This window comes from Burkholderia sp. ABCPW 11, assembly GCF_001523445.1.
Taxonomy (GTDB): Bacteria; Pseudomonadota; Gammaproteobacteria; order Burkholderiales; family Burkholderiaceae; genus Burkholderia.
This window is the reverse complement of sequence record NZ_LOVM01000041.1, coordinates 168,677-182,855: the sequence shown is the minus strand read 5'-3', so window position 1 is coordinate 182,855 and position 14,179 is coordinate 168,677. Positions and strand designations below refer to the sequence as shown.

13 protein-coding genes and 1 pseudogene are annotated in these 14,179 nt (G+C 68.0%); 4 read left to right on the top strand and 10 right to left on the bottom strand.

All coding sequences use genetic code 11. From position 1 onward, the window contains the following. Nucleotides 1-188: 188 nt before the first annotated feature. Nucleotides 189-1,349, top strand: coding sequence for a porin (locus tag WS61_RS18095; protein ID WP_059502127.1), 1,161 nt, complete (start codon nt 189-191; stop codon nt 1,347-1,349). Here WS61_RS18095 and WS61_RS34930 read toward each other — a convergent pair. Next, nucleotides 1,321-1,653 carry a hypothetical protein gene (locus WS61_RS34930; protein WP_157692752.1) on the bottom strand — a complete coding sequence of 111 codons (333 nt, stop codon included), beginning with the start codon at nt 1,651-1,653 and terminating at the stop codon, nt 1,321-1,323. The two genes, WS61_RS18095 and WS61_RS34930, sit on opposite strands and share 29 nt — an antisense overlap. Before the next feature lie 99 nt (nt 1,654-1,752). Between WS61_RS34930 and WS61_RS18090 the strand changes: the two genes are divergently transcribed. Then, entirely contained in the window at nt 1,753-2,967 is a 1,215-nt protein-coding gene (locus tag WS61_RS18090; protein WP_059502049.1) for a transglycosylase SLT domain-containing protein, read from the top strand. 31 nt (nt 2,968-2,998) lie between these two features. On the opposite strand, the gene WS61_RS18085 is transcribed toward WS61_RS18090, so the two are convergent. The 3 genes from WS61_RS18085 to WS61_RS18075 form a co-directional block, all read right to left on the bottom strand. Further along, nucleotides 2,999-3,550, bottom strand: a complete 552-nt coding sequence (locus WS61_RS18085; protein ID WP_257127287.1) for a hypothetical protein — start codon at nt 3,548-3,550, stop codon at nt 2,999-3,001. A 14-nt stretch (nt 3,551-3,564) separates the two neighbouring features. Continuing rightward, a complete protein-coding gene (locus tag WS61_RS18080) occupies nt 3,565-3,900 on the bottom strand; it encodes a hypothetical protein (RefSeq protein WP_059502048.1) in 336 nt (111 codons plus the stop codon). A gap of 279 nt (nt 3,901-4,179) precedes the next feature. Continuing rightward, complete coding sequence (locus WS61_RS18075) at nt 4,180-4,926, bottom strand: MipA/OmpV family protein (protein ID WP_059502046.1); 747 nt, start codon at nt 4,924-4,926, stop codon at nt 4,180-4,182. A 245-nt stretch (nt 4,927-5,171) separates the two neighbouring features. Between WS61_RS18075 and WS61_RS18070 the strand changes: the two genes are divergently transcribed. Beyond that, nucleotides 5,172-5,897, top strand: a complete 726-nt coding sequence (locus WS61_RS18070; RefSeq protein ID WP_059502044.1) for a response regulator — start codon at nt 5,172-5,174, stop codon at nt 5,895-5,897. Further along, the gene (locus WS61_RS18065; protein WP_059502041.1) at nt 5,898-7,283 is read left to right on the top strand and encodes an ATP-binding protein; all 1,386 of its coding nucleotides are present in this window, start codon (nt 5,898-5,900) and stop codon (nt 7,281-7,283) included. A 47-nt stretch (nt 7,284-7,330) separates the two neighbouring features. Here the strand turns inward: WS61_RS18065 and WS61_RS18060 are convergent. The 6 genes and pseudogenes from WS61_RS18060 to WS61_RS18035 all read right to left on the bottom strand — a co-directional run. Beyond that, nucleotides 7,331-7,477, bottom strand: a pseudogene (locus tag WS61_RS18060) (iron chelate uptake ABC transporter family permease subunit); the annotation flags it as partial. A gap of 133 nt (nt 7,478-7,610) precedes the next feature. Continuing rightward, complete coding sequence (locus WS61_RS18055; RefSeq protein ID WP_059502037.1) at nt 7,611-8,051, bottom strand: nuclear transport factor 2 family protein; 441 nt, start codon at nt 8,049-8,051, stop codon at nt 7,611-7,613. A gap of 132 nt (nt 8,052-8,183) precedes the next feature. Next, the gene (locus tag WS61_RS18050) at nt 8,184-9,164 is read right to left on the bottom strand and encodes an NADPH:quinone oxidoreductase family protein (RefSeq protein WP_059502035.1); all 981 of its coding nucleotides are present in this window, start codon (nt 9,162-9,164) and stop codon (nt 8,184-8,186) included. 142 nt (nt 9,165-9,306) lie between these two features. After that, nucleotides 9,307-11,136, bottom strand: a complete 1,830-nt coding sequence (locus WS61_RS18045; RefSeq protein ID WP_059502034.1) for an acyl-CoA dehydrogenase — start codon at nt 11,134-11,136, stop codon at nt 9,307-9,309. Between the two features lie 203 nt (nt 11,137-11,339). Then, on the bottom strand, nt 11,340-13,664 hold the full coding sequence (locus tag WS61_RS18040) for a xanthine dehydrogenase family protein molybdopterin-binding subunit (RefSeq protein ID WP_059502032.1): 2,325 nt from the start codon (nt 13,662-13,664) through the stop codon (nt 11,340-11,342). Further along, the gene (locus WS61_RS18035; RefSeq protein WP_059502030.1) at nt 13,661-14,119 is read right to left on the bottom strand and encodes a (2Fe-2S)-binding protein; all 459 of its coding nucleotides are present in this window, start codon (nt 14,117-14,119) and stop codon (nt 13,661-13,663) included. Before WS61_RS18035 ends, WS61_RS18040 begins: the two co-directional genes overlap by 4 nt. Nucleotides 14,120-14,179: the final 60 nt, after the last annotated feature.

Sequence of the window (14,179 nt, the reverse complement as noted above, 5' to 3'; positions counted from 1 at the left end):
AATCGAGAAACGGCAATCCATTGATACATACCGCTCAATAATCCAAATCCCTCAAAAGTGAGTTTCCGGGAATGTGCCTGTCGGCATCAGGCCACAACGAAGAATTTCATTTTTGCCGTTTTATTGCGGCTCTGTAGTCTCCTGCCATTCCGAATCACGAACCCACACCCATGCGCAAGGAGATGAAAATGAAACGCACGACCCTCTCGCTGATTTCGCTCGCGTCGATCACGGCGATGCCCGTCGCGCATGCGCAGTCGAGCGTCACGCTGTATGGCGTGATCGACACGTCGCTCACCTATGTGAACCATGCGCAAGGCAAGGACAACGCGTGGATGCTCGGCAACAGCAGCGCGGGCAATCTGGCCGGCAGCCGCTGGGGCGTGAAAGGCACCGAGGATCTCGGCGGCGGGCTGAAGGCGCTGTTCCAGTTGGAGAACGGCTTCGACCCGAGCAACGGCCGGCAGGGCCAGGGCGGCCGCCTCTTCGGCCGGCAAGCCTTCGTCGGCCTGACGAGCGACCGCTACGGCACGCTCACGTTCGGCCGCCAGTACGATCCGCTCGTCGATCTCGTGCAGGGCATCACCGCCGACAACTACCTCGGCAGCGTGTTCGCGACGCCGGGCGACGTCGACAACTACGACAACAGCTTTCGCGTCGACAACGCGGTGAAGTACACGTCGGCCGTCTATGCAGGCCTGCAGTTCTCGGCGATGTATTCGTTCGGCGGCATCGCCGGCAGCACCGGCGCCGCGCAGTCGTACTCCGCCGCCGTGTCGTACAACAACGGGCCGTTCAGCGTCGCGGGCGGCTACTTCCACGCGACCAACAGCCCCGCGTCGAACGGCTTGCGCAACGGCTGGACCAGTTCGTCGGACGGCACGTTCGACGGCCCGATCAACAGCGGCTATGCCAGCGCGCACTCGCTCGGCATCGCCCGCATCGCGGGCCAGTACGTCGCCGGCCCGTTCACGTTCGGCCTCGGCTACAGCAACGCGCAGTACCGCCGCGACGCAAGTTCGGTGTTCGGCTCGAACGAGCACTACAACACGGGGCAAGGTTTCGTGAACTACCAGGCGACGAATGCGCTGCTCGTCGGCGTCGGCTACAGCTACACGCGCTCGGGCGGCGACACGTCGGCGACCTATCACCAGGTATCGGCCGGCGCCGACTACAGCCTGTCGAAGCGCACTGACGTCTACCTGACCGCCGCGTACCAGCACGCGAGCGGCCAGACCGGCGACGGCAACGGCGGCTCGATGGCCGCGCAGGCATCGATCGGATCGTACGGTTATGCGGGCACGAGCTCGCAGACGATGGTCAACCTCGGCTTGCGTCACCGTTTCTGACGGCATGCTCGAGATGGCCGGCTGCGCGCGGCGTGGCCGGCGCCTTCGCATCGTGCACACGGCGGCTTCGGTCGCCGTTTTTCATGCCGCTTTCCTTCGCCCCGGCAACGGCCGTTGGACGATTTCCCCTTTTCGCTCCGTTCATCGCCAGTTTCATCGCGCAACTGACGTAATACGTCAGGATCCAGTCGCTGCCGTTGTAATCGCATGCGCGCAAATGCCAGCCATTTTTACCGACCGGCCATCGTCTCGACCCGTGATCCGGCGCGATAAAAATGCGCGGCGCATGCGTGGACAAATGCAAAGGAAAGTTTGACGCGAGCCATTTGCCCGCTTGCTATGGCACACTTCGCGTCTGCGTAATTTCCTTGCACCGGGCGGCCGGATTCCGCCCCATCCTGCCATGCCGCGTCATATCACTCGCCCGCTCAGCCGCGACACGCTGACAGTCGCCTCGACGATCGCGCTCTCGTGCGCGCTCTGCGGCGTCGCGCGGGCCGATTGCCTAGACGACGCGGCCGCGTTCCAGCACGTGAGCGTCAGCCTGATGCGCGGCATCGCGCAGGTCGAATCGGGGATGAATCCGAACGCGGTGAACACGAATACCAACGGCACGGTCGACATCGGGCTGATGCAGATCAACAGCACGTGGCTGCCGACGCTCGCGCGCGAAGGCATCACGCGGGAAAGCCTGTTCGATGCGTGCACGAACGCGTACGTCGGCGCGTGGATCCTGTCGCAGAACATCCGCCAGCTCGGCCCCAACTGGAACGCGATCGGCGCGTACAACTCCGCGTCGCCCGACAAGCGCCTCGCGTACGCGCGCAAGGTCTATGATGCAATCCGGACCATGCCGGATTCGCCGGATACCCCCATGCCCATCCTTCCACCGTCCTTCACGCCGCCGCAACAGGCGCAGACGTACAACCCGTTCGCGAGCCTGAGCGTGTCGGCGCCGCCCGTCACGCGTGCACGGTCGATATCGCCGGCCGCGCCGCCTCCGCCGCCGCAGGGCGGCCCCGCCGGGCCTGCCGGTACGTACAACTTCGGATGGACGGTGACCGGCGCCGACCAGGCCAAGCCGACCCAGGTGTTCGACGACGGCGCGCGGATCTACGTGCAGTTCAGCGACATGAAGCACGTACCGGCGATCTTCACCGAAACGTCGTCGGGACGCGTGCTGATGTCGTGGGAGCTGCAATTCCCGTATGCCGTTCTGACACGTCCCGCGCAAACGTTGATCTTCCAGCTCGGGCCGTTCGAAGCGCGCGCGCAGCGGGGTGCGGCGGCCGCAGGCATGACCGCGCAGGCCGGTACGGCAGGTGCGGCGACGGCCGGCACATCGGCCTCGGCATCGAGGAAGTCGGCCAGTCCGGCAGCGAGCGCGGCGCCCAATGCGACGGCGAAACGCACCGCCTCGGCCGATGCGCTGTGGTACGTGAATACGCCGTCGACGTCGGGAACGGCGACGGCCTCGCCTTCGACCGCGAATATTCCCGCCACGCTGCCGACGGCCATCACGTCGAACACGCCGCCGCCCACGCCGGCTCAAGCCCCGGCTGCGGCCGCTCAGCCGTCGCGCGTCAGCGCGGACGCGCTGTGGTACATCTCGAAGTAACGCGCGTCCGATCGCACGCGCATCGCGACGCTCATTGGTTCGCGGTCGGCCGCAGTTCGGGCGCGTTCATGTCGTCCACCCATTGCAGCTCGGCCGTGCCGTTCTTCCGGAAATACACGCGCAGATAACGCGACGTCGACGATTCCGGCTGCGGAATCGTCACGTCGATCGTCTCGTGCTCCGCCGGGACACCGCGCTGGATCTCGTCCAGCGGCTGCGCGAATGCCCAGTACAGCTTCACCTTCCGCCCCGGCGTGACCTTGCAGCCGCACGCGAACCCGCCGCCGCCGCCGAATGCGTCGCCCGCGTCCCGTGCCGACGGATTGCCGAAGCATCCCGACCGATGCTCGTTGTCGAGCCAGAATTCGTGAATCTTGCGGGTGTACTCGTTGTATCCGGTGATGCACACGGTACGCGCGTCGGCCGACGCATCGCCGTCGCGCGGCCCGCATCCGGCAAGCACGCCCGGCACCGTCAGCACCCATGCGAGCGCCCGCACCCTCATCGTCATCGACGGCCCGGCACGCACGGCAACGCCGGGCAACACGTGCGGGATCACGACACGCACGAAGGCACGCCACATTGACGCCGAATGCCTCACCCGCGCCGCACCCAGATCACTTTCCCGTCGCGAATGCCGAGATTGCGGCGCTCCTCCCGGTAATCCATCGTGCCCGGCAACGACTTCCCGTCACGCTCGAGCACGCGCCACAGGCAGCCGTCGAGCAGCGCGGTCGCATCGGTCTCGGTCTTGCCGACCAGCGCATCGTCCGGCGCGGCATTCGCCTTGCATACCTGCGCGGCGCCCGGCGCCAAAGGAGGTCTGGCCGCGCCGCCCGCGGTGGCGTTGGGGTGCTTCGTGTCCATGTCCGCACATCCTGCAAAGGTTGCACCTGCAACGAGTGCAACGAGCATCGCGATCGTGTTCTTCATCGGTTTCTCCCTGTCGCGGCCCGGCGGTCCCTGTGCGGCATTCGTGCACGACCGGGCATCGCATGCGTGATCGGTTCCGCACGCTGCCGGCCGTTTCCTGATGGAGCCGGTCGGCGAACGGCGGCTTTTCGCGACCCGGCCGAGCCGCCTCGGCGCACCGGCGTCGCAGGGCCGGCCTGACGCCGAACCCGCCCGCATGTTACCGCACGCGGCTCGCAGCGACGGCGCGACGCAGCTGGATCCTGTGCACCTGCGCGCCGGCCCGCGCCGGCAATCCGCTCAGAACTTGTACGTCACGCCCGCGATGCCGTAGTAGGTGTTGCGCGACTGCACGATCGGGCTGTCGCCGGCGCGGCCGAGCAGCCGCGTCACGCCGCCGGTCGCGAGCACCGACCAGTGCCGCGTCAGCGTCCAGTTCCACGCCACCGCCATCGCCGCGCTGTCGATCCCGCCGCTCACCGAATACGGCCGGAACCGGCTCGTCATCGATTGCGCGTCGGTCACGCCGTAGAAGGTCTGCATGTAGCGTCCCGAGCCCGCATGCACGGTACCCGTCACGACGATCTGGTGCTGCGACGTCTTGAGTACCGGCACCGCAAGATCGACGTGCCCCGACACGCCGCGCGACGTGTGAGTCACCGGCGTGTCGACCGTGATGCTCAGTTCCGCCGCATCGAAGAGCGTCACGCCGGCGCGCACGCCGACGAGCACCGAGCCGGGAATCCGGCCCATCCCCTTCAGGTAGTCGGAGCCCGGCAGGTCGAAGCGGTTCTCGTCCGCGCGGCCCGCGTCATAGCTCACCGCCGCCGAAACGAACGCACCGTGCGGCAGGTTCAGCCGGTAGCCGGCGCCCTGCGTGCTGTCGACGAAGAAGCCGTTGCCGAACGTGGCGGAAAACGACGGCGCGACGACGCCGCGATACTGGTTGCTGCCCTGATAGCGCGGTGCGAATCCGCCGCCGAGCGACAACGAGTACTGGTTTTCCGCGTGGGCGGCGGCGGCGAGGGTCAGGCCGGCGAGCGGCATGCAATAGCGGTAGCGGCGAAGGGATGGGCGCACAATATCGAGATCCAAGTGACGAAGCCCGCAGTCTAGGGGCCGCCCTGCGCCGAGACTGTCCTGAATGTGCGGAGAATCTGTGCGCAATTGTGTTCGATTGTTCGAGATTGTCGCCCCGCTGCCCCGGCAGCCGGTCCGCCGGATAGAATTCGCGTGCCGCACCGTGCATCGGGCTGCCGGGAACGAGATGGCGCGCGCATCCTGAGGAGACCATGAACGAAGTTCCGCTCAAATACCGTGTGCTGCTGATCGAGGACGACGATCGCCTCGCGCAGCTCGTCCGCGAATACCTCGACGGCTATGAATTCGCGGTGACGGTCGTGCGGCGCGGCGACCTCGCCGTCGCTGCGGTGCGCGAGCACCAGCCGGCCCTCGTGATACTCGACCTGATGCTGCCGAATCTCGACGGCATGGAAGTCTGCCGGCGCATCCGCGCGTTCACCAATGTCCCCGTGCTGATCCTGACCGCGCGCGCGGACGTGTACGACCAGGTCGCCGGGCTCGAAACCGGCGCCGACGACTACGTGACGAAACCGATCGAGCCGCGCGTGCTCGTCGCGCGCGCCCGTGCGCTGTTGCGCCGCGCGCAGCCGGCCGTGGCGGAAGCGAGCGCCGTCGCGCCCGACGCGCTCGTATTCGGCGAACTGACGATCTCGCCGCCGAACCGCACCGTCACGTGGCGCGGCGAGCCGGTCGAGCTGAAGACCGCCGAATTCAACCTGCTGCTGATCCTCGCGCGCGCGGCCGGCACCGTGCTGAGCCGCGACGACATCCTCAAGCAATTGCGGGGGATCGAATTCGACGGGCTCGACCGCTCGGTCGATTCCGGCATCTCGAAGCTGCGCCGCCGCTTCGAGGACGCGTCATCGGAGCCGCACAAGATCAAGACGATCTGGGGCCGCGGCTATCTGTTCAGCCCTTCTGCGTGGGACGAGTAAATGCTGCGCCCGTTGCTCCGGTTGTACCTCGTCGTGATCCTGTGCGTCGGCGCGTCGATCGTCTTCATCCAGCTGTCGTTCGACCGGATCTTCTACGAGCGCGTCGCGCAGGCGCAGCGCGACTCGCTGACGACCTACGCGTTCGTGCTGAACGATTACCTCGAGCGCCATCCGGGCGCGCAGCGCGAGCTCGCCTTGCGCGAATTGGCGTTGCACGGCCGCGAAGGGTTCGGGTTCATGTCGATGGCCGACGCGCGTGCGCAACTGAGCGGCGCGCCGCTGCGCGATCTCGATGCCGGCCGAATCGCGATCAGCTACGACGGCAAGGATTACTACATGCCGCTCGCGGACGGCTCGGTGCTGCATGCGCGGCCGATCGAGGCGCCCGACCTCGACATCCGCATCTATGCGTACATGCTGCTCGCGCTCGCGACGCTGTTCGCGGTGGTGCTGTGGATTCACCATCACTGGCGCGACATTCGCCGGCTGCAGGACGCCGCGCGCGCATTCGGCGCCGGGATGCTGTCGACGCGCGTGAAGCTGTCGGGCAAGTCGAACATCTACGAGCTGTCGCAGCAGTTCAACGACATGGCCGCGCGCATCGAGGCGTCGATCAAGCAGCAGCGCGAAATGATGCACGGCATCTCGCATGAACTGAAAACGCCGCTCGCCCGGCTCGAATTCGGGCTCGCGCTGCTCGCCGATTCCGACGAAACGGGCCGGATGCGCGAGCGCCGCGACGCGCTGCGGCGCGACGTGCGCGAACTCGACGAGCTCGTCACCGAGCTGCTGACGATCGGCCGGCTCGAACAGGGTGCGAGCGAGCTCGCGCCGATGGAGGTCGTCGTCGACGCGCTGCTCGACAGCGTCGCCGGCAACGTCGCGGACGACATCGCCGATCGCGGCATCGCGCTCGACGTGTCGACGCTCGACGCGCCCGCGACCCACGTATGCGATCCGAAGCTCGTCGCCCGGGCCCTGCTGAACCTGATCCGCAACGGCGCCCGCTATGCGTCGCGCAAGGTCGTGCTGGCCGCCACGCGAGATCGGTCCGGGGCGCTCGTGCTGAGCGTCGACGACGACGGGCCGGGCATCCCGGCCGCCGAGCGCGCCCGCGTGTTCGAGCCGTTCCAGCGGCTCGACTCGAGCCGCGACCGGCAAACCGGCGGCTTCGGGCTCGGGCTTGCAATCGTGCGGCGCGTCGCACAGGTACACGGCGGCGACGTGCGGCTCGAGGATTCGGCGCTCGGCGGCGCGCGCTTCGTGATCACGCTGCCCGTACGTGCGCTGCCGGACAGCCTCTTCGACGTCGCGCAGGACGTTGCGACCCCGCACGCCGATATGCGCCGCCACAGCGGCACGGACACGGTCATCCCGTTTCGATGAAGACAGGCCACGGGACTCGGCCCGCCCTCGCCTGACGGCGCCTGCGCTCAGCACCGACGCAGCCGCACGACGATGAACAGGCTGCCGAACAGTGCGGTCACGATGCCGATCGGCAGATCCTCCGGCGCCGCGAGCGTGCGCGCGGCGACATCGGCCCACACGAGCAGGATCGCGCCGGCCAGCGCGGCGGCCGGCTTGTCGCCCGTTCGCGGCCGGTTGCGCACCCCGAACGCGCGCTTGCTGCGCGGCTCGTCGACGCTTCGCACGGCCTCGCGCGCAGGTTCCGCAGCGCAGCCGCGAGCCGGCTACGCCATAGCCCCACCCTGTTCAGCCGCCAGTCTTGAACGCCGGCAACTGCTGCCCAAGCCGCGCGCCCATTTCCGCGCCGAGCGCCTGCAGCGCATTGAACGGCCGGATCATGACCTCGAACTCGACGATCCGGCCGTCGTCGTCGAAGCGGATCATGTCGATTCCCTTCAACGCCTTGTCGCCGACGGTCGCGCCGAACTCCAGTACGACGCTCTTGCCGTCGTCGGACACGAACTGGCGGTGATACGTGAAATTCTCGAGAATCGTGATCACCGTGCGCAGCGCCATCAGCAGCGCGGGCGCCGGCCCGTACGGCTTGAACGCCATCGGCGAACGGAACACGGCGTCCGGATGGACGATCGATTCCAACGCGCCGAAATCCTTGCGCTCGACCATCGCATGCCATGTCTCGAGCGATTTCGCGACAGCGGGATGAAGATGCAGCGTGGCGTGTGTCATCTGAGTCTCCAGCATCGAGGTTGGACGGAACGGAAACCGGGTCGCGGCTCTTTACAGCAGGTCGCACCGTGCCCGCTTTCATGAAGAACCCGCCGCGCGGCCTGCTTCGAATCGCCGCGCGGCGAAACCGGATCACGCGTCCGGAAAAATCACCACCTTCCCCTTCACCTGCCGGTTCGCCATCCGCGCGATCGCGTCGGCCGCGCCGGCCAGCGATACGCGTTCGGTGATCGCGGGCCGCACCTTGCCGGCCGCGAACCATTCGGCGAGCAGCCGCATGTTCGCGGCATGCTGCGCCGGATCGCGCCGCACCGCATCGCCCCAGAACACGCCGAGAATGTCGCGCTCCTTCAGCAGCGCGAGGTTCAGCGCGATCTTCGGGATCTCGCCGGCCGCGAAGCCGACCACGAGGAACCGGCCACGCCACGCGGTCGCACGCAGCGCCGCTTCGCTGCTGGCGCCGCCCACCGGATCGTAGACGACGTCGGCGCCGCGTCCGCCGGTCAGCTCGTCGACGCGGCGGCGCAGGTCTTCGGTCGTATAGTCGATCGTCTCGTCGGCGCCCGCTTCGCGACACAGCGCGAGTTTGTCCGCGCTCGACGCGGCCGCGATCACGCGTGCACCGAGCGCTTTCGCGATCTCGATCGCGGCGATCCCGACGCCGCCGGCCGCACCCAGCACGAGCAGCGTCTCGCCCGCCTGCAGGTGCGCGCGCTGCTGCAATGCGTGCAGCGACGTGCCGTAGGCGAGCACGAGCGCCGCGCCCTGCTCGAACGTCATTCCCGGCGGCAGGGCGGCGAGCTGGTGCGCATCGGCCACGCACTGCTCCGCGAACCCGCCGTGTCCGGTAAACGCCATCACCGAATCGCCGGGTCGCCACGCGGTGACACCCTCGCCGACCGCGTCGATCACGCCGGCAAACTCGGCGCCTGGCGAAAACGGCAGCGCCGGTTTCACCTGATACAGCCCCTGGACGATCAGCGCGTCGGGAAAATTGAGCGATGCCGCCTTCACCTGGATCCGGACCTGCCCGGCAGCCGGTTCGGGAATCGCGACGTCCTCGATGCGCAAGCGATCGATCGGGCCGAATGCGGTACACAACAGGGCTTTCATGCGCTTCTGTCTCCTTGCGCGGCGTGGCCGCGCATCGGTGCTGTGGGCGGGATCCCCCCGCGCGGCCGGTTCACGACGCGCATGCGATGGCCATCGGCATCGGCAAGATCGTCTGCATTCCGGAATATCGTCGAAACCACGTTCAGAACCACGCGTCGCGCATGTCGAGCGTCGTCGTGTCGACGCTCGACAGCAGGTCGAGCTGCGCATCCACCTTCGGCAGTTCCCAGCGGAAAAAGTACCGGGCCGCCGCACGTTTGCCGTCGTGGAAATCGCCGTCGTGCCCGTGCGCGGCGAGCGTCACGTCGAGCCACAGCCATGCGACGACGAGATGGCCGAACGCTTCGAGATACACGCTCGCGTTCGCCAGCCGCGTCTGCGGATCGCCGATCGCGCTCAACTGGCGCGTCACGTCGCACAGCCTCGTCCAACGCCGGGCCAATGCATCGGCCTGCTCGCGCGTGCCGGCATCCAGCGCTCGTGCGCGCTCGACGGTCGCGCCGATCCGCACATCGAGCGCGCGCAGCGACGCGCCGTCGTCCTGACTCACCTTGCGGCCCAGCAGGTCGAGCGCCTGGATCCCGTGCGTGCCTTCGTGAATCGGATTCAGGCGATTGTCGCGATAGAGCCGTTCGACCGCATAGTCGCGCGTGTAGCCATAACCGCCGTGCACCTGGATCGCGAGATCGTTCGCGGCAAGACACCACTGCGACGGCCAGCTCTTCGCGATCGGCGTCAGGATGTCGAGCAGGCGCGCGGCATCGGCGCGCACCGCCGCATCGTCGTGCGCGCGCGCTTCGTCGACCTGCCTCGCGCAATACAGGATCAGCGCGAGACCGCCTTCGACATAAGCCTTCTGCGCGAGCAGCATGCGCCGCACGTCCGGATGGTCGACGATCGGCGTCTGCGGCGCGGCCGCATCCTTGCCGCCCGGCCCGAGCGGGCGCCCTTGCGGACGGTTGCGCGCATAGTCGAGCGCGTGCAGATAACCGGTATAGCCGAGCGCCACCGCGCCCGCGCCGACCCCGATGCGCGCTTCGTTCATCATGTGGAACATGTACGCCAGCCCTTGATTCGGCTGGCCGACCAGGTAGCCGATCGCACCCGCACGCCCTTGCGGCCGATAACGCGTCCCTTCGCCGAAATTCAGCAGGCAATTGGTCGTGCCGCGATAGCCCATCTTGTGGTTCAGCCCGGCGAGCACGACGTCGTTGCGCTCGCCGTTCGCGCCGGCATCGGCGCCGGTCAGGAACTTCGGCACGATGAACAGCGAGATGCCGCGCGTGCCGGGCGGCAGCCGGCCGTGTTCGTCGGGAATCTTCGCGAGCACGAGGTGGACGATGTTCTCCGCCAGCTCGTGCTCGCCGCCGGAAATCCACATCTTGTTGCCGGTCAGCCGGTAGCGTGCGCCGAGCGGCGAATCGCGTTCGAAATCGGCGCGCGTCGCAATGTCGGACAGCGACGAACCGGCTTGCGGTTCGGATAGACACATCGTGCCGAGGAAACGCCCTTCCAGCTCCGGGCGGGCGAACGCGTCGATCTGCGCGGCGCTGCCGTGCGCGACGAGCAGGTTCGCATTGGCGACGGTCAGGAACGGGTACGCGGCCGTCGCGATGTTCGCGGCCTGGAAGAACAGGAACGACGCGGCTTCGACCAGCTTCGGCAAGCGCATGCCGCCGAGCGCTTCGTCGTGACCCGCGGCGATGAGCCCGGCGTGCGCGAACGCGCGCACGGCCGGTTCGACCTCCGGAATCAGCGTCACGCGTTCGCCGTCGAACCGCGGCTCCTCGCGGTCGCCGCGCGCCGCGTGCGGCGCGAACAGGTCTTCGGCAATCCGCTCGCTGGTGTCGAGCACCGCATCGAACGTCTCGCGACCGTGCTCCGCGTAGCGCGGCAGCGCGGCGAGCGCCTCGGCGTCGAGCCAGTCATACAGCAGGAACGCGAGATCGCGTCGCGACATCAACAGGCTCATCGTGCTGCCTCCCGGGGTGCCGGCCATGTCAGCCGAATGTAGGGTTGCGTGACTGCAAGTGCTGGCAGGAATTTAGCACGGTCGTTCGCAAACGACAACGCCGAGCATCGGGGCCGGTTCACGCCAATCATGGGTCCCGGTGTTCGGGGCTTCGAGAGGGGGCCGGGCCGCACGATGCGGCCCGGCGCGGGACAGATACCGCGTCAACCCGCCTGCGGTTTCGCCAGTTGATCGGCAATCGGCAGGCTGCGGATGCGCGTGCCGGTCGCCGCGAAGATCGCGTTGGTCAGCGCCGGCGCAACGGGCGGCAGACCCGGCTCGCCGACCCCGCCGAGCGGCGTCGCGAAATCGTCCGGCGCGACGAGATGCACGCGGATTTCGCGCGGTGCCTCGTTCATTCTCAGCACCTGGAAGCCGTTGAAGTTGCTCTGCTCCGGATGGCCGTCCTTGAACGTGATCTCGCCGTGCAGCGCGATGCCGAGCCCCATCACCACCGCGCCCTCGAGCTGCGAGCGCACCCGCTCCGGATTGACCTGCGGCCCGCAGTCGATCGCGATGTCGACGCGCGGCACCGAAATCCTGCCGTCCGCACCGACCTGCACCTCGCACACCGCGGCCGTGTACGACACGAAGCTGCGATGCGCGGCGATTCCGAGCCCGTGCCCCTTCGGGAGCTTGCGCCCCCACCCGGCTTCGCGCGCGACCGTCTCGATCACGCGCCGCAGGCGCCCGGTGTCGACCGGATACAGCGCGGGATCCTCGCCGTAGTTCACGTTCTTCACCGTGATGTGCGGCTCGAAACGCCGCGCAGGCCCGATCAGTTCGAGCAGGAAATCCTTCGGATCGCGACCGGCGGCATGCGCGAGTTCCGACACGAAACTCTGGATGCCGAACGCATGCGGGATGTTGTACACCGAGCGGAACCAGCCGATCCGCGTGTGCGCTTCCGCAGCCGGATTCTCGATCCGCACGTTCGGAATCGCGAACGGCAGATCCGCGATGCCTTGCGCGAGCTCGCCCGGCTGCTCGTGCACGACGCCGGCCCGGAACGTCGACTGTATAGACGGCGCGACCGTGCGATGCTGCCACGCGACCACCTTGCCCGACGCATCGATCCCGCCGTCGAACGCTTCGAGCGACACCGCGTGGAAGTAGTCGTGCGCGATGTCGTCCTCGCGCGTGAACGTCAGCTTCACGGGCGCGCCGACCGCCTTCGACAGCAGCGCGGCTTCCACCACGTAATCGGGCTTCGACTTGCGGCCGAAGCCGCCGCCGAGCAGCGTCACGTTGACCGTCACGCGCTCGGTCGGCAACGCGAGCGCCTTCGCGATCTCGTCGCGCGTGGTCTGCGGGGCCTGCGTGCAGGTCCACACTTCGCAGCGACCGTCGGCCACCCGCGCGACGGCCGCTGGCGGCTCCATCGTCGCATGGGCGAGATGCGGAATGTAGTACGTCGCACGCACGCGTTTCGCGGCGCCGGCGAGCGCGGCGGCCGCGTCGCCGTCGTTGCGGATCACGTCGCCCGGCTGCGCGGCGGCCGCTTCGAGCGTCTTGCGATACGCAGCCGAGTCGTAGTCCGCATGCTGCCCGCGCTTCCAGTCGATCTTCAACTGCGCGCGTGCCTGGATGGCCGTCCACGTATCGCGCGCAATGACGGCCACCCCGCCGAGCGGCTGGAAGCCGGACGGCAGCGGCGCCGACGCCAACTGCACGACCTTGACGACACCCGGCAGCTTCTCGGCGGTCGATGCATCGAACGACGCCACCGTGTCGCCGTAGGCCGGCGGCCGTGCGACGACCGCATACAGCATGCCGTCGAGCCGCGTATCGATTCCGTACTGCGCACGGCCGCCGACGATGTCGCGTCCGTCTATCAACGCCGTCTTGCCCTTGCCGATATAGCGGAATTCGGCCGGCGCCTTCAGCGCGAGCGTCTTCGTATCCGGCACCGGCAGCGCGGCCGCTTTCGCCGCCAGCTCGCCGAAGCCGAGCTTGCGCCCGCTCCTGGTATCGACGACCTCGTGCACCGTCACCTTCACCTGACCCACGTCGACGCCCCACACGGCAGCCGCCGCCTGCGCGAGCATCGTGCGTGCGGCCGCGCCCGCGCGGCGCAGCGCGGCGAAGCTCTGGCGCAGGCTGCGCGATCCATCGGTGTTCTGGTTGCCGTAGCGCGGCTCGTCGCCGACCGCTTGCGCGACCTTCACGCGCGCCCAGTCCGCGCCCAGCTCGTCGGCCACCACGAGTGCGACGCTCGTGCGCACGCCCTGCCCCATCTCGGAGCGGATGCAGGTCACCGTGACGGTGCCGTCCGCTGCGATCGCAACGAACAGGTTCGGATCGTCGCGCAATCCGTGCGGCATCCCCGCGCCGCCATATTGCGGATTCGCGCTGACGGGCGGCTGCACCGGGGCAGCCGCGTGCGCGAGCGACGGCACGCCGAACGCGAGCAACAGCCCGCCGGACGCGAAACCGAGCAGCAGCGCGCGACGGCTTTCGTTGCGGACGGAGAGTTCGGGCGCGCTCATGCGTCACCTCCGCGCACGGCAAGCCTGATCGCCGCGCGAATGCGCGTATAGGTGCCGCAGCGGCAGATGTTGCCGGACATCGCGTCGTCGATATCGGCGTCGGTCGGATGAGGATTCGTCTTCAGCAGCGACGCGGCCTGCATGATCTGCCCGGACTGGCAGTAGCCGCATTGCGCGACGTTCAACTCCTGCCACGCCTGCTGCAGCGGATGCGTGAGGTCCGTCGACAGCCCCTCGATCGTCGTCACGCGCTTGCCCGACGCCGCCGCAACCGGCGTGATGCACGACCGGATCGCCACGCCGTCGAGATGCACGGTGCACGCACCGCACAGCGCCATCCCGCAGCCGAACTTGGTGCCGGTGTGGCCAAGAACATCGCGCAGATACCAGAGCAACGGCATGTCGGGATTGCCGTCGAAGTGCTGCTCGCTACCGTTGACGGTCAGCGTGATCATCGTTCACCTCCTGGTTGCGATGCCCGCCGGGCAGGCATCGGGTGGGGATTCGAACGGCGC